This is a genomic window from Pseudooceanicola pacificus (genome assembly GCF_009789075.1).
GTDB lineage: Bacteria > Pseudomonadota > Alphaproteobacteria > Rhodobacterales > Rhodobacteraceae > Pseudooceanicola > Pseudooceanicola pacificus.
Window position 1 is genome coordinate 16,397 of the sequence record NZ_WNXQ01000011.1, and the last position, 21,719, is coordinate 38,115.

At 61.7% G+C, this 21,719-nt stretch carries 18 protein-coding genes and 1 pseudogene; 9 read left to right on the forward strand and 10 right to left on the reverse strand.

Annotated features, from left to right (window positions below):
* Window positions 1-30: 30 nt before the first annotated feature.
* The gene (locus GLS40_RS15480) at window positions 31-1,074 is read right to left on the reverse strand and encodes a TRAP transporter substrate-binding protein (RefSeq protein WP_027264365.1); all 1,044 of its coding nucleotides are present in this window, start codon (window positions 1,072-1,074) and stop codon (window positions 31-33) included.
* A gap of 312 nt (window positions 1,075-1,386) precedes the next feature.
* On the opposite strand from GLS40_RS15480, the gene tnpA reads away from it, so the two are divergent.
* The 3 genes and pseudogenes from tnpA to tnpC all read left to right on the forward strand — a co-directional run bounded on the left by tnpA (window position 1,387) and on the right by tnpC (window position 3,751).
* Window positions 1,387-1,794: an IS66-like element accessory protein TnpA gene (tnpA, locus tag GLS40_RS15485; RefSeq protein ID WP_043752998.1), complete on the forward strand. Its 408-nt coding sequence runs from the start codon at window positions 1,387-1,389 to the stop codon at window positions 1,792-1,794.
* Complete coding sequence (gene tnpB / locus GLS40_RS15490; RefSeq protein ID WP_043753001.1) at window positions 1,788-2,141, forward strand: IS66 family insertion sequence element accessory protein TnpB; 354 nt, start codon at window positions 1,788-1,790, stop codon at window positions 2,139-2,141. The genes tnpA and tnpB overlap by 7 nt, the downstream gene beginning before the upstream one ends.
* Before the next feature lie 54 nt (window positions 2,142-2,195).
* Window positions 2,196-3,751 (forward strand): annotated as a pseudogene (gene tnpC / locus GLS40_RS15495) (IS66 family transposase).
* A gap of 332 nt (window positions 3,752-4,083) precedes the next feature.
* Here the strand turns inward: tnpC and GLS40_RS15500 are convergent.
* The 4 genes from GLS40_RS15500 to GLS40_RS15515 all read right to left on the reverse strand — a co-directional run bounded on the left by GLS40_RS15500 (window position 4,084) and on the right by GLS40_RS15515 (window position 9,574).
* Window positions 4,084-4,887 (reverse strand): IclR family transcriptional regulator, encoded by an 804-nt coding sequence (locus GLS40_RS15500; protein WP_043753004.1) that lies wholly within the window; start codon window positions 4,885-4,887, stop codon window positions 4,084-4,086.
* Window positions 4,888-5,030: 143 nt separating this feature from the next.
* The gene (locus tag GLS40_RS15505; RefSeq protein WP_160383640.1) at window positions 5,031-7,130 is read right to left on the reverse strand and encodes an acetate--CoA ligase family protein; all 2,100 of its coding nucleotides are present in this window, start codon (window positions 7,128-7,130) and stop codon (window positions 5,031-5,033) included.
* A gap of 38 nt (window positions 7,131-7,168) precedes the next feature.
* Window positions 7,169-8,335 (reverse strand): acyl-CoA dehydrogenase family protein, encoded by a 1,167-nt coding sequence (locus GLS40_RS15510; protein WP_043753010.1) that lies wholly within the window; start codon window positions 8,333-8,335, stop codon window positions 7,169-7,171.
* A 30-nt stretch (window positions 8,336-8,365) separates the two neighbouring features.
* A complete protein-coding gene (locus GLS40_RS15515) occupies window positions 8,366-9,574 on the reverse strand; it encodes a CaiB/BaiF CoA transferase family protein (RefSeq protein WP_043753015.1) in 1,209 nt (402 codons plus the stop codon).
* A 135-nt stretch (window positions 9,575-9,709) separates the two neighbouring features.
* Between GLS40_RS15515 and GLS40_RS15520 the strand changes: the two genes are divergently transcribed.
* Genes GLS40_RS15520 through GLS40_RS15545 form a run of 6 tightly spaced genes read left to right on the forward strand, consistent with a single transcriptional unit; the run spans window position 9,710 to window position 15,085 of the window.
* On the forward strand, window positions 9,710-11,152 hold the full coding sequence (locus GLS40_RS15520; RefSeq protein WP_235905956.1) for an acetate--CoA ligase family protein: 1,443 nt from the start codon (window positions 9,710-9,712) through the stop codon (window positions 11,150-11,152).
* The gene (locus GLS40_RS15525) at window positions 11,149-11,820 is read left to right on the forward strand and encodes an acetate--CoA ligase family protein (RefSeq protein ID WP_043753019.1); all 672 of its coding nucleotides are present in this window, start codon (window positions 11,149-11,151) and stop codon (window positions 11,818-11,820) included. Before GLS40_RS15520 ends, GLS40_RS15525 begins: the two co-directional genes overlap by 4 nt.
* Before the next feature lie 59 nt (window positions 11,821-11,879).
* On the forward strand, window positions 11,880-12,317 hold the full coding sequence (locus GLS40_RS15530; protein ID WP_048534163.1) for a MaoC/PaaZ C-terminal domain-containing protein: 438 nt from the start codon (window positions 11,880-11,882) through the stop codon (window positions 12,315-12,317).
* Window positions 12,314-13,456 carry an acyl-CoA dehydrogenase family protein gene (locus GLS40_RS15535; RefSeq protein ID WP_043753022.1) on the forward strand — a complete coding sequence of 381 codons (1,143 nt, stop codon included), beginning with the start codon at window positions 12,314-12,316 and terminating at the stop codon, window positions 13,454-13,456. Before GLS40_RS15530 ends, GLS40_RS15535 begins: the two co-directional genes overlap by 4 nt.
* A 47-nt stretch (window positions 13,457-13,503) precedes the next feature.
* Window positions 13,504-14,676 (forward strand): acetyl-CoA acetyltransferase, encoded by a 1,173-nt coding sequence (locus tag GLS40_RS15540; protein ID WP_043753025.1) that lies wholly within the window; start codon window positions 13,504-13,506, stop codon window positions 14,674-14,676.
* 4 nt (window positions 14,677-14,680) lie between these two features.
* The gene (locus GLS40_RS15545; RefSeq protein ID WP_043753026.1) at window positions 14,681-15,085 is read left to right on the forward strand and encodes a Zn-ribbon domain-containing OB-fold protein; all 405 of its coding nucleotides are present in this window, start codon (window positions 14,681-14,683) and stop codon (window positions 15,083-15,085) included.
* Window positions 15,086-15,168: 83 nt separating this feature from the next.
* Here GLS40_RS15545 and GLS40_RS15550 read toward each other — a convergent pair whose 3' ends face one another.
* The 5 genes from GLS40_RS15550 to GLS40_RS15570 all read right to left on the reverse strand — a co-directional run bounded on the left by GLS40_RS15550 (window position 15,169) and on the right by GLS40_RS15570 (window position 21,487).
* The gene (locus GLS40_RS15550; protein WP_229737788.1) at window positions 15,169-17,112 is read right to left on the reverse strand and encodes a TRAP transporter permease; all 1,944 of its coding nucleotides are present in this window, start codon (window positions 17,110-17,112) and stop codon (window positions 15,169-15,171) included.
* Window positions 17,113-17,201: 89 nt separating this feature from the next.
* Window positions 17,202-18,173 carry a TAXI family TRAP transporter solute-binding subunit gene (locus tag GLS40_RS15555; protein WP_043753029.1) on the reverse strand — a complete coding sequence of 324 codons (972 nt, stop codon included), beginning with the start codon at window positions 18,171-18,173 and terminating at the stop codon, window positions 17,202-17,204.
* Window positions 18,174-18,219: 46 nt separating this feature from the next.
* Window positions 18,220-18,987 carry a CoA-transferase gene (locus GLS40_RS15560; protein ID WP_043753031.1) on the reverse strand — a complete coding sequence of 256 codons (768 nt, stop codon included), beginning with the start codon at window positions 18,985-18,987 and terminating at the stop codon, window positions 18,220-18,222.
* Window positions 18,984-19,844: a CoA transferase subunit A gene (locus tag GLS40_RS15565; RefSeq protein WP_043753034.1), complete on the reverse strand. Its 861-nt coding sequence runs from the start codon at window positions 19,842-19,844 to the stop codon at window positions 18,984-18,986. The genes GLS40_RS15560 and GLS40_RS15565 overlap by 4 nt, the downstream gene beginning before the upstream one ends.
* 224 nt (window positions 19,845-20,068) lie before the next feature.
* The gene (locus GLS40_RS15570) at window positions 20,069-21,487 is read right to left on the reverse strand and encodes a hypothetical protein (RefSeq protein WP_229737786.1); all 1,419 of its coding nucleotides are present in this window, start codon (window positions 21,485-21,487) and stop codon (window positions 20,069-20,071) included.
* Between the last annotated feature and the right edge of the window lie 232 nt (window positions 21,488-21,719).

Sequence of the window (21,719 nt, forward strand, 5' to 3'; positions counted from 1 at the left end):
CAAGATCGTGACGGGACACGGTTGCGCGCCTTACTGCGTCTGGTGCTTTTCGATGTTCGCACGAAACATCTCCAGCACTTCGCCCGCAGGCAGTCCGCGCTCTTGCAGACCAGAGACCCAGGCATCGAACACCGGCGCTGTGGCCGATTTGACCTTTTCGCGCTGCGCTTCATCCAGAACGATGACCTCGATACCGCTGTCCCGCATCTTGTCCTCAAGCTCGGCGGCCGATCGGTCGGTTTCTTCGGCAACTCGCTGCATCGCCTCCTGCGACGCCTGTTGAATGGCCTGTTGATGCTCTGGCGACAGATCCTGCCAGACCTCCTCGCGGATCGCGTAGGGCGCCCAATACACAAAAACATCCAGACCCAGAACGGCGGTATCGATTACCTCGTCCAGCTTGTAGGAATAGATGCTGGTGGTGGGAAAGATCGTGCCGTCGACGGTGCCGGTGCGGATGGCCTGATAGGTTTCCGGGCTGGGAATATCAACCGGCGCGCCCCCCAGGGCCTTGACCGACTCCGCCATGTTCCCGGCAATGGTTTTCAGTTTCAGCCCTTTGATGTCATCAATGCCGCTAACATCCTGGTCGCGGGTGAACAGGTTGTAGGTCGAGGTCATTACACCCCAGACTGGGCGCATCCCGTTGGCCAGGAAGTCGTTTTGCAGGATCGGATCCGACGTCACCGTTTCAAAAAAAGCGGGCGTCCCGACAACGCTCTGCGAGAAAAGGCCAGGAAGCGTGTGCACGCCCGCCAGCGGCATCGTGCCCCCGTTATAGGCCGGCGGAACATAGCCGATGTCCACCACGCCTGTCTGCACCATCGAGAACATATCGCGCAGCGAACCCAACTGACCGGCACCGAAATACTGAAACTTGACCTCGCCATCGGTCAGCTCGGTTACGCGGTCCATCCAGTAGGTGGTGCCGGTCTCGACGATGTAGTGGCCGGGCGGAAAGGTATCTGCAACCTTGAGTGTCACTTCGGCCGCCGCAATTTGCGGCATCGTTCCGACCGCGATCACCAGCGCCGCCCCTGCGGCAAACCGATCGAGTTTTGTGTTTCTTGTCATGGCAGTCTTCCTCCCTGTGGCGTTGTCGATCAGCGCACCATGGTGCGGTGAACCGGTCAATGTTTATGGGTGGCCGGGAGCGCAACTGTCGCGAGATCACACATATATGCGAATACGCGAACTGAATCCGCGGCGACGCAACAGAGAAGATCGAACGCCAATCGTGGGTGGGAATCTCCAGCGCTTTCACGGCCGAAAGAAAGGATTCCGTGGCCTGCCGATCAACAGTAAGCGGCGGCTGCGCCCCACGTTGTAGATGAGCTCCGGCACTGCGAGGTGATATCCATCTCATGATGGGGAGTGTGTTTCGCAATGTGCGCGACAAATTCGTTTCTCAGATCTCTGGGCGTCGAGATCTACGGGTCAGGTCATCGGCGCTGGCCGGACGACGTGAAGGCTCGCGCTGTGGCAGAGACTTTGGAGCCGGGAGCGACCGTGAATGCGATTGCCGAGCGATATGACATCCGCCCAAACCAGCTCTCGGCTTGGCGGCGTCTGGCAAAGCAGGGCCAGCTGGTTCTTCCTCCGGCGGAACTCGGAGAGCCGGTCTTCGCGCCTCTGGTCATTTGCGATCCGACTGAGACGCCCGAGCTTTCCGACGCGAAGCCCCAGCAGGTGATCCGGATCGTCAAGGGAACAACCCGGATCGAGCTGTCTTCTGACACGTCGGCAGGTCAGATCGCCGCGATCGTGCGCGCTCTGGAAGCGCCTGCATGCTGATGCCGTCTCAAGGGGTCCGCATCCTGGTGGCGACGAAGCCGGTAGACTTCCGCAAGGGGCATGATGGACTGGCAGCCTTGGTGCAGTCGACCTTGACCGAAGATCCGTTCACCGGGACGGTCTTTATCTTTCGGGCGAATCGCGCAGACCGGATGAAGATCCTGTTCTGGGACGGCAGCGGTCTCGTCATGGCCTACAAACGGCTGGAGGAGAGCACCTTCACCTGGCCCGCGATCCGGGATGGTGCGATGACCCTGAATCGCGCCCAGTTCGAGGCGCTGTTCGCCGGGCTGGACTGGCGGCGGGTGCGGTCTCTGGAGACGCGCGCCCCCGCTGTGGCAGAGTGACTCAGGGCGGGGAAAGCCGGCCTGACAAACGCAGGAGCGGGATATGATGCCGCCATGTCCAGCGCCCTATCCCTCGACCTGTCGGCCATTCCGGAAGACCAGCGTGACGCTGTTCTGGCCGTCCTGCGCGAGCGTGATGCACTCAGGGAAGCCAACAAGCGCCTCGAGCACCTCGTCGCCGAACTGAACCAGGTCGTGCATGGCAAAAGGTCCGAGAAACTGAGTGAGGACGAGCGGCATCTGGCCTTCGAAGATCTGGAAACTGCCGTCGTCGAGGCAGAGGCCCAGCAGGATGAAGACGCCACGGCCTCGTCCGGTCCGCGGCGATCCAAGGTCGCCCGCCGCAATCGGGGCAATTTGCCTGGGAGCCTCCCCCGGATCGAGCAGATGATCGAGCCGGCCAGCCTGGAGTGTCCCTGCGGCTGCGGCACGATGCACCGGATCGGCGAGGACCGCAGCGAGCGGCTGGACATCGTGCCGGCCCAGCTCCGCGTCATCGTGACGGTTCGACCCAAGTATGCCTGCCGTGCCTACGCCGAAGGGGTCACCCAGGCGCCAGCCCCTGCCTTCCTGATCGAGGGCGGGCTGCCGACCGAGGGCGCCATTGCGTATGTGCTCGTCGCCAAGTTCGCCGACCATTTGCCTCTCTATCGCCAGAGCCAGATCCTCGCGCGTTCCGGGATCGACCTTCGGCGCAGCACGCCCGCCGATTGGGTCGGCACCGCGGCCTTCCACCTTGCCCCGGTGGTCGACCGGCTCGCCGAGCACCTGAAGGGCTCGGGCAAACTCTTCATGGACGAAACGACGGCGCCGGTTCTGGAGCCCGGGCGAGGCAGGACGAAGACTGGCTTCCTCTGGGCGCTGGCCCGAGATGATCGGGGCTGGGGCGGCGATGACCCGCCCGGCGTGGTCTTCACTTACCGCCCGAGCCGCGCCGGCGTGAACGCGGAGCAGATCCTGCAGGGCTTCGACGGCATCCTGCAGCTGGACGGCTATCCCGGCTACGATCGGCTGACGCGCCCCTCGCGCAAGGGCGGCGCGCCGATCACGGTTGCGCACTGCTGGGCACATGCCCGCCGGAAGCTGAAGGAAGTCTTCGACCGTGATGGATCGGAGATCGCCGCCGAGGGGCTGCGCCGGATCGCCGAGTTCTACCGGATCGAAACCGAGATCCGCGGCATGGGACCGGGACAGCGCCTGTCTGCGAGACAGACACGCACCGCGCCGCTGGTGGCCGAGTTCGGCGAATGGTTGCAGAGCCAGCGCCGCCGATCTCCGCCAAGTCCCGCCTCGGTGAGAAACTCGCCTATATCCACCGGCAGTGGGACGGGCTACAGACCTTCCTGCAGGACGGACGCGTCGAGATCGACTCCAATGCCGTGGAGAATCTCATCAGGCCGATCGCCCTGACGCGGAAGAACGCACTCTTCGCCGGCCACGACGAAGGTGGTCGGACCTGGGGCCGCATCGCCTCGCTCATCGCCACAGCAAAGATCAACGAAATCGAACCCTTTGTCTATCTCAAGGCGACGCTCGAGGCGATCGCGGCAGGGCATCCCGCGAACCGGATCGACGAGTTGCTACCCTGGAACTTCAAGCCGTCGAGCTGAACTCCGGTGGGGCGTAGACGCCGCTTACGATCAACACGATGATGGTCGGCCTCTTTCGCGGCGCCTCTCTTCAAGCCGGTATTCTTGGGGCGGGCCGAAACCGTGGTCGCACTGCTCTGGGCAGCGCATCCTACACCGCCCGGCCTTCGGGGATGCCGGTGCTAACGACGCCCCGCCGGTCAGGCTCAACCTTGAGCCTGACGCGAAGAGGCTATTTCCGCCGCCTGAAAATGGACCCTGAAATCGGCAAATGGCGCGTTTGGTCCGCGACCCCCAAGTCCCGTTTTCATGAAGCCGGGCCATTTTGTTACGGCACTGGCTGATGCAGACGATCAGGAAGTCAGGGACTGTTGATCCATCTTCTTCAGATTTCGAACGATTTCTTCGCGCATGATCCCTACGATCTCTGCTTCGGATCGCAAGATTACATCGGTTGGAGCGCCAACCCCGACAGCAAAAAGCCGCGAACTCAGGTGGTTAGGAAACGGCATGGAAATCAAGCCGCTCCCCTGAACCACCTGATCGGTTGAGAGGTAATAGCCCTTGGCACGGGTTTCTGCCAACGAGGCCACGAAAGCTTTCACGTCCACTGCCGGTTTGTCGGGTGCGCGATAGGCGTTGATTTTGCGGAACAAACTGCGCACTTCGTCGTCACTGAAACGACTCATCAGAACGCGCCCGACACCGGAGTTCCCCAGCGGACGACGTGTCCCGAGCGATATGTGGTGGATCGGCGAATCTTTCGGAAGGATAACTTGGACGTACTCAGCTTCGTCCCCGTTCTTGGTTGCCAGAACCACCACATGCTGCGTGCGTTCCGAGATGTTTTTGAGCAGCCGGTGGATCGTGCCTTCGCCGAACAGATCTGGATTCATCCATGACCCTAAAAGCGGAACGCGCTCGGTGGGGAAGTAGCTCTTCTTTCGGGAATCGTGGGTCAGAAATCCAAGCTTAACCAAGCTTTTGAGCAGCGCCGAGGTACTTGACTGCGGGTACCCCAGTTCCTTGGATACTTCCACGACCGACAGCGGTCGCCGAACTTCATCGAAGTACACCAAAGTCTGACAGGTGCGCGCCACCGATTTCACAATGTGATCGCCGCCTGATTTTGTTGAAATCTGTTGCGTGGTTTCCATGATCTCCTCCCTCCGCGTGCAGTTATATGCACAGCGTTCCACGCGAAAGGATGGCCGCGCTTGTGAATTCTGTCAACTGTTAGAAAACGCCGGGAGCACGCCGCAAGCGACTTGGGGATCAGGGAAGATTTCGGGTCCGGTTGTCAGTGGTCTCCTCGCATGGCGGGTATAATCACACCGTCAGCGGCGACGGCACCCTGCCCGCTTGCCCCGACGATCAATGGATTGACATCAATAGTCTCAAGCGCGGCCCCGTGATGGGCGGCAAATGCAGACAGTCGGGCAAGGGCGTTGGCGAGAGCGTCGAGGTCGCGCTCGGGTGCGCCTCGGAATGCGTCCAGCAGTTTGCGGCTGCGGATTTCGTCAATCATACGGCGCGCTTCGGCAGGTCCAAATGGTGCGACGCGGAAAGACACGTCTTCGAGGGCCTCGACAAACACCCCGCCCAGACCGAACATGACCACCGGGCCGAAAGCCGGGTCCTGGGTCACGCCGAGTATAGCCTCCAGTCCAGGTGCTGCCTGTTCCGCCACGACCAGTCCGTCGATCCGCGCACCGGGCATCTTCTCGGACGCCAGGTCCAGGATTCGTGCCCCGGCAGAGCGGACATCTTCGGCCGAATGCAAATCAAGCGCTACGCCCCCGATGTCGGATTTGTGCAGTATGTCGGGCGAGGCAATCTTCAGCACGACCGGGAATCCCATTTCTTGCGCTGCCTGGGCCGCCGCTTCGGGGGTGGTGGCCAGAGTTTCGCGCACGATCCCGATTCCGGCCTCTGCAAGCAGGGCCTTGGCCTCGATCTCGTTCACCATTCCGTCCGGCAACGGCGACAGGTTGGACAGTTCGGGGATCGGGTCCTTTTCTCCTGCCCGCGCGAAGGAACGGGCAAAATAGCGCAACGCGGCCATAGCCCGGACCGCGCGGGTCGGTTCCTCGAACACAATGAACCCCGACTTTTCATATGCGGCGCGACCCTCTGGCTCTGTCAGCGAACAGAACAGCATTGGCCGACCGGGATATTTCGCGCGGATGCGCTCAAGACCGCTTCGAATGGCTTCGTTCAGGTCGGCGACCAGACCGACCGTCGACATGAAGATGATTGCTCCGTGGATGTCGCCATCGCCGAACAACACATCCATGTTGGTTTCCAGAAGGTCGATCTGATTGACCAGCTGCGCCGTCACATCAACCGGGTTTCGGACACCGGCAAATGGCAGCACCTCTTTCAGCTTTTTCTGTGCATGATCGGGAAGCGCAGGCACGTCAAGTTTCAGCTTTTCGGCTTCGTCGGCCATCAGCACCCCAACCCCGCCCGAGACTGTCACAAGGCCCAGCCGGTCGCCCTGCATCATCGCCGCGGATTCGGCGCAGGCATAAGTCACATCGAACATTTCATCGACCGATTGCGCCCGGTAAACGCCGTACTGCCGGAAAGCCGCGTCATAGACCGAGTCTGCCCCAGCCAATGAGGCGGTATGCGATTGCGCGGCCTCTGCCCCGACCGCACTGCGCCCGACTTTCATCATGACCACCGGCTTTTCGCAGGCACGCGCCAGCTCCAGTGCCTCGACCAGCCTGTCGCGATCGGTTGCACCTTCGAGATATCCCATGATCACGCGGGTATCGTCATCTTGTGCGCAATAGGCCACGGCATCAGCAAAATCGACATCGCAGGAATTGCCCGTCGTCGCCCAGGTATTGACCCCAAGTCCGCGCATTCGAACGAGCGTCATGCAATACGAGCCGAACGCGCCGCTCTGGCTGACAATCGACACGCCGCCGGGTTTTGGCAGATGCTTCTCGACCCCGGGTGTGAATGTTGCATACAGGTTATGGCGCACATTCGCGATACCAAGGCAGTTCGGCCCCACAAGCCGTATACCGCCCTCGCGCGCGATGTCGACCATGCGCGCCTGAAGGGCGGCCCCGTCAGCATCGACCTCCGAGAAACCCGAGCTGAAGATCACCGCCCCCCGCACACCCTGGGCCGCGCACTGTTCGACCGCCTGAACGGCCAGCGGCGCGGGCAGCGCGATCACAGCCAGGTCCGGTGTCGTGGGGGCCTCCGAGATCGACGGATACGCCGTCAGGCCCTGCACCTCGGGCGATTTTGGGTTGATCGGCAGGATCGGGCCGTCGAAACCGTGCCGTTTGAGAAAATCCACCGGCCTTCCACCGATGCGCTTGGGGTCGCTTGAGGCGCCAATCACAGCTACTGAGCGAGGTTTGAAAATGGCATCCATTCCGTGAATTCGCATTGGACTTCCTTTGATGTTCGTAATTAGTAGGACTTTGGCAGGCCGAGGGCATGTTCCGCGATAAACGAAAGCACCAGTTGCGGGGTGACCGGCGCGATGCGGAACAGGATGGCTTCCCGAACAAGACGCTCGACATGGTATTCCTTGGCGTATCCGAACCCGCCGAAGGTCAGCTGCGCGGTCTGAGTCGCCTTCACCGCCGCTTCGCCCGCTAGGTATTTGCCAGCGTTGGCTTCATTACCGCAGGGCTTGCCAGCGTCATAGAGTGCGCCGGCGTGCATCGCCATCAGGTTGGCCGCCTCCAGTTCCGCCCAGCTGGCGGCCAGGGGGTGCTGTACACCCTGATTCTGACCGATTGGTCTGCCGAAAACGACGCGCTCATTGGCGTAATCCGCGGCGCGCCGAAGCGCATTCCGCCCGATTCCGACTGCTTCAGCGGCAATCAGAACCCGTTCGGGGTTCAGCCCGTGCAGGATCTGACGAAATCCCTGGCCTTCTTCGCCGATCAGATCCCCGGCAGGGATCGGAAGCCCGTCGATGAACAGTTCGTTCGAGTCGACACATTTGCGGCCCATCTTTTCGATTTCGCGCACGGTGACGAAAGATCGGTCAAGGTCGGTGTAAAAAAGGCTCAATCCTTCTGTCGGTTTCTTGACGTCCTCAAGCGGGGTCGTGCGCGCCAGCAACAGGATCTTGTCGGCCTCCTGAGCGGTTGAAATCCAGACTTTCTGGCCGTGCACCACATACCGGTCACCCTGTCGCACGGCGCGTGTTTTCAGTTTGGTGGTGTCCAGGCCGGTTGTCGGCTCGGTCACCCCGAAACACGCACGTTCGTCGCCTGCCACCAAAGGCGGAAGGTATCTCTGTTTCTGGTCATCGGTGCCGAACTTCACGACTGGGTTCAGACCGAAGATATTCATGTGAATCGCCGATGCGGCGCTGTTGCCGCCGCCGGATTCCGCAATGGCCTGCATCATAATCGCGGCATCGACGATGCCAAGACCGGCACCTCCGTACTCTTCGGGGATTGCAATCCCCAGCCAACCATCGCGGGCCAGCTTTTGATGCAGCTCTCGCGGGAAGCCGCCTACGCGATCGCGTGTCAGCCAGAACTCGTCGTCGAATTCCTCGCAGATCCGCAGGATCGCATCGCGGATTCCCTGCTGTTCGGATGTCATCTGATAGGTCATGATTTTCTCCTCACGTCTTGCAGACCGGGCTCAGCGGCCCGGTTCGGCCACAGTGCCTTGTTCGATTAGGGTGTCGATTTGCCCGGTGTCGTACGCGAGCTCTTGTAAGATTGCGCGGGTGTCGGCACCCAGTTCGCTGCGCCCAAGCCAGCGCAGCCGCCCCGGCGTCTTGTCCAGCTTTGGTACCGGCCCGACGACCTTGGTGTCGTCGCCCTCCACCCCGACAATGTCCCCCCGCGCGGCGATCTGAGGATCGGCCAGGATGTCATCGACGTCATAGACCATCGCAGCCACGGCATCGTGGGCGCTAAAAATGTCGATAACCTTCTGCGCGTCATGCTGCGCAACGAATGCCCCGAGCCGGTCAACGATTTCGTCCATATGCTTCGCAAAGCCGTCGAGGCTCTGGAACTGCGGCTGCTCCGCCCATTTTTTGCCGACTGCCGCCTCCAGGAGGCGCCGCCCGGTTGCAGCACTGCCCGCGCTGACGGTGATCCATTTACCGTCGCGGGCGCGGAACACCCCCGCAGGGGCGTAGGAATTGGGGGCCTGAAGCCCATTTCGGTCAACGGAAATCCCCGCGCCGGTGCGCGTGGGCACATGGTAGTCGATCAAGCGCAAGAGCGGCTCGAAAATGGCCAGGTCCACGACTTGCCCCCGAGCACTGCCGTTTCGCACCGCGTGCAGCGCCATCATCGTGCCGTAAGCCGCCATGAGGCCTGTGGTCGAATCCGCCGCGGGGAACCCGGGGTGCATCGGCGCATTGTCGGCAAAGCCTGTTATGTGGGCCAGCCCGCTCATTGCTTCACCCGCGCGGCCAAATCCGGGCCACGAGGCGCGCGGTCCGGTCTGGCCGTAACCCGATATCCGTACAATCACCAGATCGGGGTTCCACTCATGCAGGACCTCTGGGGCCAACCCTGCCCGTTCCAGAACACCGGGTCGAAAGTTCTCGATAAGCACATGGGCGTTTTCGACCAGCCGCCGCAGAACGGCGCGGCCATCTTCACTCTTCCAGTCCAGCGCCATCAGACGCTTGTTTCGTGCCAGGGTCTTCCACCAGGCGCCCACGCCATCGCTGGTCCGCGCGCTCAGCACCCGCAGCATGTCACCCATCCCCGGACGCTCGATCTTGACCACGTCAGCGCCAAAATCGGACAGCAATGCGCCGCACATCGGTGCCGCGATCACATGCCCCAGTTCAATCACCCTGACATCGCTCAGTGGTCCATTATCCATTTTCACGTATCTGCCTCGTTCTGCGAATTTTCCGACGTCAAGCCCTAGTTTGCGGCTCTGAAAGCCTCAGTCTGCTCGGAACCGGAATCTATTGCGAGAATAATCGAACAGCCGTTAGATCTCCGAAAGGGACCAATGTTTTTTCACTTGACGGAGGAAAGTGTGCCAGAGCCGAACACGAATCAAATGACGACACCCCGCCCCACGGTTGGCCAAGCTCTGGACGGGCTGTTCGATCCGCGCACCATCGCGGTGGTTGGCGCATCCCGCACCAAGGGCAAGTTGGGGCAGGCCGTTTTGGCCCTGCTGAAGAGCAACGGTTACAGCGGCAGGATCATCCCCGTGAACCCTTCGGGCGGCGAGATCGAAGGCCTTCCGGCTGTGCGCAGCCTGGACGAGATCGACAGCCCGATCGACGTGGTTGTGCTGGCAACGCCGGTCGGGGTCGCGCTGGACGCTCTGGAGACCTGCACCAGGCTCGATGTCAAGGTCGTGGTCGGGGTCACCTCGGGCTTTTCCGAAGCCGGCGAAGATGGGCATGAAAACGAAGAGCGCTTGCGCCGGATCATGCAAGACGCGCCCTTTCGACTGGTTGGGCCGAACTGCGAAGGTGTGGTGCGCCCCGCGTCGGACCTGCAACTGACTTTCAGCCCGATGTTCAACGATCTTCGGCCTGGTCCCGTGGCCATGATTTCCCAGTCCGGCGCACTTGCGGGCCTTATGGCTTTGCGTCTGGGCGAACGCGGCGTGGGCATCAACGCCATCGTTTCCAGCGGCAACGAAACCGACCTGACCGCAGCGGACCTGCTGGATTATCTGGGCAATGACCCCCAGACGCGGGTCGTTCTTTGCTACGTCGAGGAACTGCGTGATGGACGCCGTTTTGCCGAAGCGGCCCAGCGGCTGACCCGGGCGGGGAAGCATGTCGTCGCGGTCAAGAGCGGGCGCAGCCGCGCCGGGTCACGCGCGGTCCAATCTCATACCGGCGCCATGGCCGGGGACGACCGGGTGATCAGCGCGGTCTTTCGCGAAACCGGTGTCATCCGTGCCCGTGAGTCCGTGGCAGCCGTCGATGCCGTAACGGCGCTCGCCGCGGGTCGGCGACCGGCCGGAAACAGGGTCGGGATCATTTCTGTCACCGGCGGGCTTGGGGTCGAAATGACCGACCTGGCCGAAAGCGCGGGCTTCGAAGTTCCGGTGCTGGATGAAACGACGCAGACGGCGCTGTCGCGCTATGTGCCCTTTTATGGGTCAGTGACAAACCCGGTCGATCTGACCGGTGTGGTTTTGGCGAATCCAACATATGTCGGACGCTGTCTGGAGGCCGTTACCGCCGATCCGGGCGTGGATATTGCCATCGCAATTATCACATTTGTGCCAGATCAGCAGTTCATCGAGGCCTTGGCCGAGGCGTTCGACAACACAGACAAGCCAATCTTGATCGTCTGGACCGGTTCGGCGCGCAGCAATGCCTCGGGCGAGGCGCTGCGCGAACGAGCCGTTCCTGTCTATGATTCGCCCGCTCGGGCGGCATCGGGCCTCGCCGCCCTCGCGGTCGCGACAGGAGAAGTGGCATGACCCAAAGAGAAACACTGGAAAATTGGCAGCGTGCCGGGCGCACGGTGATCCACGAGGCCGATGCGAAGGATCTGCTGCAACGGATCGGAATCCCGGTGCCCCGACGTGACCCCGACCACGGGCGCTGTGCCGCCAAGCTGTGCCACGATGACTATCCGCATAAGTCCGATCACGGGCTCGTCCGTTTGGGTCTTTCCCCTGAAGAGGCGAAACAGGCCGCCGCGGAAATGGCGGAACGTTTTGCGGGCGGCACGGCGCTGATCGAGGAAATGGAAGAAGGGTCCGTGGCAGAATGGATCATCGGCTGCAAACGCGACGACACCTTTGGTCCGATCGTTCTGGCCGGTCCTGGCGGCATCCTTGTGGAACTGATTGATGCCGCCGAAATCAGGCTTGCGCCCGCCACGCCGCAAACTGCCGAGGCCATGGTGCGATCGGGTCCGGGGGCGCGGTTGCTGACAGGATTACGCGGCGCTGAACCGGCCGACAAAGGTGCCCTGGCAGACCTGATTTCACGCATATCTGTTTTCTTTGCCGAGAACGCCGATCTGATCTCGGAAATTGAAATCAACCCTGTGATGGTCCGGGCCGACGGGAAGGGATTGGTCGCCGCCGATGCCTTGATCGTCTTGTCTTCCAACGCGGACGAACAGGAGAAATTAACGTGATACGTCACCCTTTTGGAGAGTTGTCACTTGGCCAGACCGGCATTTCGAGTGGTCGGACGATGACCGAAACCGATGTCGTCAATTTCTGCATGTTGACTGGGAACTGGCTGGAACTTCACTCCAACGTCGAGCACGCCAAATCGTCTCTGTATGGCCAGCGCCTCGTGCAGGGCAGCCTCGTGTTCTCGATCGTCAATGCGATGATCCCCTTCGACAGTTCTGTGCTGGCCGCTTTCTATGGCTGTGACAAGCTGCGCTTTTTGCGGCCCACTTTTATCAACGACACCCTTTGGGCCCAAACCGAAATCATCGACCTGAAGGACCATGACAAAAAGCACGGTGTCGTGACCAGCAAACTGGAAGGCATCAACCAGCGGGACGAGACGGTCCTGCGCTGCGAGTTCAGCCTGTTGATCCGCAAGTCGCGTCTGGATCGCCCCGGAGAGCCGGCCAAAATCCACGCGTCGCGCGACAAAACACAAGGAGAGAGCGCATGAACTTTCTGACACCCGAGCAAGAGATGTGGCGCGCGACCGTCGAGCGTTTTGTCGAGGAAGAGATCGGCCGAGACTATATCCGCAATTGCGACCGCGAGCGCGAATACCCCTACGAAGCCTATGAAAAAGTGGCCAAGCAGGGCTGGCTCGGCATCCTGTTTTCAGAAGAGAGCGGCGGTCTTGGCGGTGACATCATGGACTATGCCCTGATGTGCGAAGGGTTGGCCAAATACGGCTTTGACTTCTCGACCGGGTTGATGGTGGCGACGTTCACCGCGATGAATGTCGAGAAATTCGGCACGCCCGAGCAAAAAGAGCGGTACATCCAGCCCTTCCTCGATGGCGACATCCGCTTTTCGATCTCGATTTCCGAACCGGGCGCGGGGTCGGATGCGGCATCGACAAAGACCCGGGCGCGGCGCGACGGCAACGGCTGGGTCGTCAACGGGCAGAAACTGTGGTGCTCGGGCGCTGCGGCCGATAACGCAATCCTTGCCATGCTGACCCGGACCGACCCCGACGCGCCCAAACACAAGGGGCTGTCGGTTTTCCTGATCCCCAATGACACCGAAGGTCTGGACATCCGCAAGCTGCCGACCATGGCGCGCCGCGCAACCGGCACCACCGAGATTTTCGTGGACGACGTGAAACTGCCGGCCGATGCGCTGCTGGGCACGGAAAACGATGGCTGGAAGATCATCACCGACCATCTGGAACTGGAACGCGTGGCCGTGGCCGCCGCCTATGTGGGCAATGCCCAGACAGCCCTAGACGATGCTCTGCGCTACGCCCACGAACGGATTCAGTTCGACAAGCCGATCTTCGACTTTCAGGTGATCCGCCACATGCTGGCCGACATGCAGACCCAGGTCGATGCCGCCCGGCTGTTGGTTTATCGCGCCGCCAGCCTGGCCGCAGCCAAGACGCCCTGCACGCGAGAGGTCTCGATGGCAAAGCTCTATGCCTCCGAGACGCTGCAGACGGTGACGCGCAACGGAATGCAGATCCTGGGTGGCCACTCGATGCTGCCCGAAGCAGATATGGAGCGGTATTTCCGCGAAGGGATGCAAAGCACCATCGGCGGCGGAACCTCGCAGATTCAGCGCACCCTCATCGCCAAGACCATGCGCCCGGGCTGACAGTTCGGGGCGCAGCGGGACAGCCCGACAAGAAGGAGAAAGAGCATATGAAGAACGGACGAGAACCGGTGGTCGTCGGCGTTGCCGATGCGCCGCTGGAGGACGGCAAGTTCGTCACAAAGGCTTCGGTCCTTGGTCATGCCGCGTTGGTGGCAAAAGCCGCCGTCGAAGAAGCCGGACTGAAACTGAGCGATGTCGACGGCCTGCTGACCGCCGGCATGTGGGGTGTCCCCGGCCCCGGCCAACTGGCCACGGTGACGCTGGGCGAATATCTGGGCATCATGCCGATATTCGTCGATGGCACGAATATTGGTGGTTCGGCATTCGAGGCCCATGTCGCACATGCTGCCATGGCGCTTCGCGAAGGCTATTGCGAGGTTGCGCTGATCGTCTACAGCTCAGACCAGAAATCCCTGCGCAGCCGCAACCTGGGGGGCCGGCCCTCGGTCCTGTCCATGCAACATGAAACACCCTTTGGGATGCCCACGCCTGTGGGCGGCTATGCGATGGCCGCGCAGCGCCACATGCACGAATACGGCACCACGTCCGAAAACCTCGCCGAAATCGCCGTCGCGACCCGGAAATGGGCACAGTTGAATCCCGAGGCGACGCGGCGCGATCCGCTGTCGATCGACGACGTACTGTCCAGCACGATGATCTCGGAGCCGCTGCACCTGCTCGATTGCTGTCTCGTCACCGACGGGGCCGGCGCCATCGTCATGACCACCGCCGAGCGGGCCAAGGACCTCAACACCCGTCCCGTCGCGGTCAAGGGCTATGGCGAGGCGCATACCCACTGGGCCATCGGCGAAATGCCGGACCTCGCCCGCCTGCTTCCCGCGCAAAAGGCCGGGGAACGCGCAATGAAAATGGCCGGGGTGAGCCATTCGGATATCGACCTGGTCGAGATCTATGACAGCTTTACCATCACCGTGCTGCTCTCGCTCGAGGCTCTCGGCTTCTGCAAGATCGGCGAGGGCGGGGATTTCGTGTCGGGCCAGCGCACTGCACCGGGCGGAGCGTTCCCAATGAACACCAGTGGCGGCGGCCTTTCGGCGCTGCATCCAGGCATGTTCGGAATGTTCTTGCTGATTGAGGCGGTCCGGCAGCTTCGCGACGAGGCCGGCGAACGCCAGGTCAAGGGCGCCGAGACCGCGCTGGTACACGGAACCGGGGGCACGCTGTCCTCTGGCGCGACCGTGATTTTGCAAAAGGACTGAACCGATGAGTACAGAAAAACCGCTTCCGGTAATCGACCATGACAGCACCCCCTACTGGGAGGCCGCGCGCCAGGGCCGCCTCGACATCCCGCTCTGCGGCGATTGCGGCAAGCATCATTTCTATCCGCGATCCGTTTGCCCGCATTGCCATTCCGACAATCTCGACTTCGATACCGTCAGCGGGCGAGGCGAGGTGCATACCTTCACCATCGCGCGCCGTCCGGCTGGGCCGGCATTCGCTGATGACGTGCCATATGTCGTGGCATTGATCGAGCTGGAGGAAGGCCCCCGGATGATGAGCCGGATCCAGACCGGCGATCCCGAGAAGGTTCATATCGGGGCCAAGGTGGAAGTGACGTTCGTCAAGGCAAACGACGAAGTGACATTTCCCTACTTCAAATTGACCTGAGGCCAGTGGCATAGCCACTTCGGGGTCGAATGTAGGAGAGCCGCCGCAGAGGGTATCTGCGGTGGCTCTTCGCTTTTCGGAGGTCACCCGGCGCGGCCGGGCTGCGGTGCTCCGTGCAGAAACCGCCACGCCAAGAGTCCGGCCAGCGCCAGCCCGCCAATGATGTCGGCCGCAGGCGCGGCGTAAAACAGCAAGGCGGCAGCCGACAGGAACAGCAACCGGCCGATGACCGGCACCTTTCCACGAAACCAGCCGCTTGTGCCGACGCTGACGGCAAAAACCGCGGCGGAGGCAACGCCCATATCCATTAGGATTTGCCCCGTGCCGCCCTGGGCCAGTATGCCCGGCCGAAACACAAACAGAAATGGCACCACATAGATCGCTCCGGCCAGCATCAGCGCGCGACCCGCCACCCGCCAGAAATTGGCCCCTGCCAGGGCGGCGGCGGCATAGACACTGGCGCAGACCGGTGGCGTGATGGCCGACAGGATCGCATAGTAGAAGACAAAAAGATGAGCCGTCAGTTCGGGTAGGCCAAGCCGCACGAGACTGGGCGCGGCGATTGCCGCCGCCAGCACATAGGAGGCCGTCGTCGGCACGTCCATGCCCAGCAGGATCGCCAGCACCGCCGCCAGCAACAGGGCCACGATCAACCCCTGACCGGACACAGAGAACAACAGGTTCGAGACTTTGACCCCGGCACCCGTCGCCGTCAGAACCTTGACGACGATGGCGGCGCAGGCAAGCAGCGCCGCGATCATCACCAGCGCCCGCCCTGCTTCGACCATCCCCTCATAGATGTCGCGGGCCAGCTTGGCCCAACAGGCCAGCACACCCTGCTTTTTTCCGTCGCGTGCGAAGGGACGCACCAGACCACAGGCCACGACCAGCACGATGATCGCACCCGCCCCTGCATAGCTTGGCGTGTAACCGTTGAAAAGGAAATAGACCATCGCCGCGATGGGAAGGAACAGCGGGATCGACTTGTCCGGCGCAAGGAATTCCGCCGGTTCGGGCATTTCGCTCCTTGGTGTCGGCTGAAGCCCTGTGCGGCGGGCATAGAGATCCACGCCGAACCATACCGCAAGGTAATAGAGAAACGCCGGACCGATCGCCGCGATGACGATATCGGTGTAGGGAATGGCCAGGAACTCGGCCATGATAAAAGCCGCCGCCCCCATCACCGGCGGCGTAAGCTGGCCGGCGGAGGAGGCGACTGCCTCAACCGCCCCGGCAAAGGCCGGCGGATAGCGCAGTCGCTTCATCGTGGGGATTGTAATCGACCCGGTCGCCATGACATTGGCCACCGCCGAGCCGGTCACCGTCCCGAACATCGCCGATGACAGGGCACAGACCTTTGCCGGACCGCCATAAGAGCGCCCGGCGATCCAGGTCGCCATTTTCATAAAGGAATCTGTCGACCCGGTGGATAACAGCAGAGCCCCCAGAAGCACATAGATCACGATGACCCGAGCCCCGATATCCGCAAGGTAGCCAAAGAGGCCAGTAGTCGAGCTGTAGAAAGTCTCGACCGCCGTACGGGCCGACACACGCGGTGGGCGCCAGGCCCCTTCGATCAGATCATGGCCGAAATAAAAATAGATCACAGTGCAAAGCGCCAGCAGCGGCAGGAACCAGCCGATCACCCGGCGCGCCGCTTCAAGAGTCAGCAGAACAGCCAACAGACCGGCCGCCTTGTCGAGCGGCCCGTAGCGCACCATGATATCCGAAAAGCGATCCCGGTTCACGATTACATAGAGGCAAACCGCGAACGCCAGTAGTCCCAGCATGATGTCCACAGCCCGTTCAATCCCGCTTCGCGCACCGGTGCGCGAGGCCCGCGCCGCATAGAGAAAGAACGCGCAGCCGATACCGAAACCGACAAAAATCGGTCGCTGAACCAGCGGTTCGAACTGTCCGAAGAGGGCATTATAGAAATGCAGCGCGACGAATGCGGCGAACAATACGCCAAGCGCCTGCTCTCCGCGCCGTTCCCAATTGGGTATTGCGGTCGATGTCTGCGTCATGTTCTCTCCGAGAGCGGTAACGGCGGGGTGCCCGCAGCACCCCGTCTGGATCAGCCTATGGCCGCCGTCGTGACGGCCCGCGATTCCGGTCAGCTTCCGGCCGCCTCTCTCCAGTAACGTTCCGCACCTGGATGATAGGTAATTCCTGCCTCCATCGTGGCGACGGCATCGGCGGCAATGTCATAGTCCGCCAGTTGTGGCCAGGCTTCGGTCAGCAGGCTCATGTTCTGGTGGATGCTGCGAGCGATGTCGTAGGCGGTCTGGTCATCCATGACACCGGTGCGGGTCAGAAAGAAAACGTTGAGCTTCGGAACGCGCATTGCTTCGGAGCCGGGAATGAGTTCTGCCGGAAGAGTTGTGAAACCGACGCCCTCCATAGCCCCAGTCGCCGCTTTCTCCTGCTCTTCGGTAAAGCCGATCAAGCGCATCTTGGTGCTGGTCATCAATTCCTGTAGACTTGCATCGACGGAGTCTGCGGCCCCGTATTTACTGTAACCGACGATTTGGCGGTTCTTGATGCCTTCCACCGCGTCCCCAACGGCGCCATGCACCAGGTCCGCGTTGATATCGAACATCGACAGGACACCGGTCGTCAACGTCTCGGCCGCCGATCCGCGGATGCCGGGATTGAACTTCTTCCCGTCCAGTTCGTCCAGCGTCGTCACACCAGACTCGTCGGTGACCGCGATCAGCAGGATCGAAGCGCTGTAAGGATAAAGCGCAACCGTATCTGGGATTGCGTTACCTTCGAACTTGCCGGTCCCGTTTCTGGCGGAGATCAGAATGTCGGTGGTGGCAAGCCCAAGGTCGATCTCGTCGCGCGCCAGCCGCAGCACATTGTCCACGCTGGCCCCGGTTTCGATCACGCTGACATTGGTGCCTTCCATACCGGTCTCGATTGCCTTGCTCATCGCAACCGAAATGGTGAAATGGCTCGACGTCGGGCTGGTCGTGCCCATCGTGAGATCCTTGGCAGATGCCGCGCCGCCAAGGGCCATCGCCCCCACAGCCGAAATAGCACCCATCGCCGCCCGGAACCCGGTCAACTTGTGTTGGAACATTTTATCCTCCCGTTTTTGACTTTAAGAGAATCGTCAGCCCGGCCGCTCAAGCACGCAAGGCCCCCGATATGTCGATCCGCTCTCTCAGAACGCGCAATTCTTCCTCCGTTGGTGGCCGCGTTTGCGGCACCTCGCCTCTGATCGCCAGATCGAACCCCGTATGACGCTGGACCTCTTCGGGCGTATTGCCCCCATGCACCGATTTCAGTTGCATTCGCAGCGTCGTCTTGTCGAATTCCATAACCGCTCGCGGCGTCACCACCAGGCGCGGCCCTTCATTGACCAACCCGGCGTCGCGTTTCGCGGCAGGCCCGGACAGATGTCCGGGTATTGTAATGAAATCGACCGTTTCCACAAAGTTTCGCGCCGTGTGCACGGTGGGGCAAATGTAATACCGCGACGAGGTGTGGCAGTATGACAGGTTCGCCGCTCCCGGCCCGCGCATCTTTGGTGCGTGCAGTGTGCCGCCGACGTGGTGCAGGTTGATGTTGCCGTACACATCGTGCTGCAAACCACTGTGAAAGAAAAAATCCAGCCCGTGATGGCTGTGGCCGAACAACTCGATAAAGGTCTCGGCGGCCTCGCAGCGGCCGAGCGCACGATCGTCCAGCATCGACGGATACAAACGCCCCGGCTCGGGGTTGAAGAACATCTCGCCGCCGACCGTCAGGTTCGGTGCATGCAGCTCGCGGGCTAGCGCAATGGCCGCCATCGGCACCAACGCGGCTGCACCCGCCGCACCCAGTTCTCCGTCGGCCAGATCGCGGGCCAACACGACGACCATCTGTTCAATTGGGGAAACCGCTGCACTCATTCGTTCCGTGCCTCGGCTTCGAGCACGGCGAAATACCCGGTTCCCCCGACCGCTTCGATGTAGTCGCTCTGGTTTTTCGGCTCGGTCAGGTGGCGGGTGATATAGGCGTCCAGCCCCGTGCTGTCGCCGGTCCGGGCGGCATCCCCCAGATCGGCGTAGGCATCAATATGTTCCTCGTCCATCGCATAGTTGGGAAAGCTCGCCGTTGGGTGCGCGCCATAGGGCACCTCGACCACGGCATCGACATAATTAGAAGGCACGGTAACCCGCGAGGGATCGTCCAGAACGACCTCGTCCGGCACGATCCGGTCCACGCTGGCAATGACCATGTCAGACGCGCGTGCCATCAGCTGATCGGCGTAGACCATCGTGCTGAGATGGCGCAGGTTTCCCCAACGGTCGGCTTCCTGCGCGTGCAAGAACGTCACTCTGGGGCGGATCGGCCCGACGGCGTGAATACGGCGGCCGGAGAACGGGCAGTCGATTTCGTGCAAAAGCGGGTTGTGCTTCAGAACGTCCGATCCGCGCAGCGCGTCGATTGGCTGGAACGGCACGCCATGAGCCGACGCCATCAGCCCGCCCACCACGGTCAGCGCATCCAGCGCGTGCGCGGTCACCTGCCCTGCCTCGACCGCGCGGCGGAAGTTCGGGCAAAGCCGGTTTTCCAGCGTAACGCCGGGAATAAAGACCTGTGCGACCGCGCCTGCCGCAATCATCAGGTCGACATCATACCCCGCGCCCGGCGAGGAATACACATGCAGACCATCTGCGCCCGCGGCCAGCAACGCGCGCACCAGTGCGACAGGGCGGCTTTGCTTGAACAGACCACCGAGACAAAGCTCGGGGCGTTCTTCCAAAGCGCCTCGTGCCAGCCGGGCTGCGTCTTGCAGGCCTGTGACCTTGCTGCGACGTGTGGGTTTCGCTTGGCCTTCCATCGTTGGGCGTGACACTCCGATAGTGATTGCGCTGACCAATCCTAGTTGACGCTATGGGGTCCATCACCTTCCGACTGGCGCAAAGCCTGATCGAACACATATGTGGAAATGCTTGCGCCCGGTCCCTCACAGGCAATTGAGACCGGTCAGAACCACCCTGCCGCGACACCGCCGCCAACGATGAGCGTGATGAGGAGGATGCTCGCAACACCGAAGATCCCGTTCCACCGCAAGCCGATGGTCAGCGGCCGCTCGCCCACGATGGAGGAGGCGTAGACCACCGCCGTGATGGCCGGTCCCATGCAGATGATGCTGCTCCAGCCACCAGCCAGCGCAAGGCCCAGAGCAAGCGGCGACAAACCTTCCACGCCGACGCGGTTGACCACCTCTGCCAGCAGGACCACCGAGATCATCGGATGCACGCCCAGCAGCCCCGTCAGAAACACCGTCATGATCAACAGCACAACAGTCGTGACCGGCCGCGTGGCCATCCAGCCCAAATGGTCGGCAATCCATTCGACCGGGGCGACTTCCAATGCGACAAGACCAATGAATCCCGCCGATGCGATCACGCTCATTTCGGTCGCGAAACCCGGTGCCTGGGTCACAAACCGGCGCGATATACCGGCAAGGCTGCCACTGCCGCTGCGCATAACCGACCAGAGCAGCGCATAGATCGGCACGATGGTGATCAGGACGGTCTGGAAACTGTACTGGGTCAACCGGTCCAGCGTGATCACGGCGGCGCCCAAAAAAAGCACATGCCCGGACACGATCAGGACGGCCCAGCGGCTCCAGTCCGGCAAGTCACCGGTCAGGGCCGGTGCCCGGCCGCGCGCCGAGGGCGGGCGCCACCATTCCACCGTGTCGAACAGCCATCCCAGAAGAAACAGAATCCCGGCCAGAGCAATCCCGTAAGGCGCTAGCTTCGTCCATTCGAGCCCCGGTATTGTGAGAATCATCAGATTGAGAGCGAATCCGAACGGCGTCCAGAAAGCGATCGAGGAAAACCCCCGCATACAGGCGCTTACCATCCTGCGCTTGCGAGCCTGGAACACGAATTCGTCCATCTCGTGCCGATGCGCCGCCAGCCCTTTCATTATGATCTCCAGCATCACCCCAAGCCCGCCGAGATTTAGAAGCACCCCGAACAGATGCCCGCCCGCACCCAGAGAGGCGTAGCGACGGGTCGGCGGCTGCAGTGTCAGGAATTCACCGGCAACCTCGACGATCGGGTCTTGGGTGGCCGCGATGCGCAGGAAGGCGACAGCCGTGAGCAGCGCGGACAGGAACACGACACGCCCGGCCGCTTCGACAAAGATGCCGGCTCGGATCCCGTCTGCCAGCGCCAGAAGGGCAATCGCGAGGGAAAAGAAAAGCAGTACCCATCCGATGCGGGCGATATAGCGAGATGCAATAACGAGATAGAGTCCGAAGAACGGCACGGCTGCAATGGACGCAATGCTGGAGGAGAAAACGCCCTGCACGATGGCTGCGCCGAGACAAATCAGCAGACATAGGGCAGTAATGCGCGTGGCGGAAGGCTTCACGGATTTATTGGACAACAACTCGCCCCACCGTTCCGAAAGCGTCCCTCATGTCTGCGAGGCGACGGCAACTGAGTTCGCTCAAGGCAAGAACGCGGAGCAAATGCGAGGTCGACTATTGCACCCTACAAGCTGTGACACGCAGGGCGTCGATCTCGTGAACGCGGGAATGGCACGAAACAACTCTCGTCGGAGCCGACCGCATTTTTCTTTGGTCTTCGAGGATACATCGTCTGGCGAAAAATGACAC

What these genes read in the sequence shown, in the direction of transcription:
- GLS40_RS15480 (WP_027264365.1), bottom strand. Translation starts at nt 1,074, where the DNA reads ATGACAAGAAACACAAAACTCGATCGGTTTGCCGCAGGGGCGGCGCTG.
- tnpA (WP_043752998.1), top strand. Translation starts at nt 1,387, where the DNA reads ATGTGCGCGACAAATTCGTTTCTCAGATCTCTGGGCGTCGAGATCTAC.
- tnpB (WP_043753001.1), top strand. Translation starts at nt 1,788, where the DNA reads ATGCTGATGCCGTCTCAAGGGGTCCGCATCCTGGTGGCGACGAAGCCG.
- GLS40_RS15500 (WP_043753004.1), bottom strand. Translation starts at nt 4,887, where the DNA reads ATGGAAACCACGCAACAGATTTCAACAAAATCAGGCGGCGATCACATT.
- GLS40_RS15505 (WP_160383640.1), bottom strand. Translation starts at nt 7,130, where the DNA reads ATGGATGCCATTTTCAAACCTCGCTCAGTAGCTGTGATTGGCGCCTCA.
- GLS40_RS15510 (WP_043753010.1), bottom strand. Translation starts at nt 8,335, where the DNA reads ATGACCTATCAGATGACATCCGAACAGCAGGGAATCCGCGATGCGATC.
- GLS40_RS15515 (WP_043753015.1), bottom strand. Translation starts at nt 9,574, where the DNA reads ATGGATAATGGACCACTGAGCGATGTCAGGGTGATTGAACTGGGGCAT.
- GLS40_RS15520 (WP_235905956.1), top strand. Translation starts at nt 9,710, where the DNA reads ATGTTTTTTCACTTGACGGAGGAAAGTGTGCCAGAGCCGAACACGAAT.
- GLS40_RS15525 (WP_043753019.1), top strand. Translation starts at nt 11,149, where the DNA reads ATGACCCAAAGAGAAACACTGGAAAATTGGCAGCGTGCCGGGCGCACG.
- GLS40_RS15530 (WP_048534163.1), top strand. Translation starts at nt 11,880, where the DNA reads ATGACCGAAACCGATGTCGTCAATTTCTGCATGTTGACTGGGAACTGG.
- GLS40_RS15535 (WP_043753022.1), top strand. Translation starts at nt 12,314, where the DNA reads ATGAACTTTCTGACACCCGAGCAAGAGATGTGGCGCGCGACCGTCGAG.
- GLS40_RS15540 (WP_043753025.1), top strand. Translation starts at nt 13,504, where the DNA reads ATGAAGAACGGACGAGAACCGGTGGTCGTCGGCGTTGCCGATGCGCCG.
- GLS40_RS15545 (WP_043753026.1), top strand. Translation starts at nt 14,681, where the DNA reads ATGAGTACAGAAAAACCGCTTCCGGTAATCGACCATGACAGCACCCCC.
- GLS40_RS15550 (WP_229737788.1), bottom strand. Translation starts at nt 17,112, where the DNA reads ATGACGCAGACATCGACCGCAATACCCAATTGGGAACGGCGCGGAGAG.
- GLS40_RS15555 (WP_043753029.1), bottom strand. Translation starts at nt 18,173, where the DNA reads ATGTTCCAACACAAGTTGACCGGGTTCCGGGCGGCGATGGGTGCTATT.
- GLS40_RS15560 (WP_043753031.1), bottom strand. Translation starts at nt 18,987, where the DNA reads ATGAGTGCAGCGGTTTCCCCAATTGAACAGATGGTCGTCGTGTTGGCC.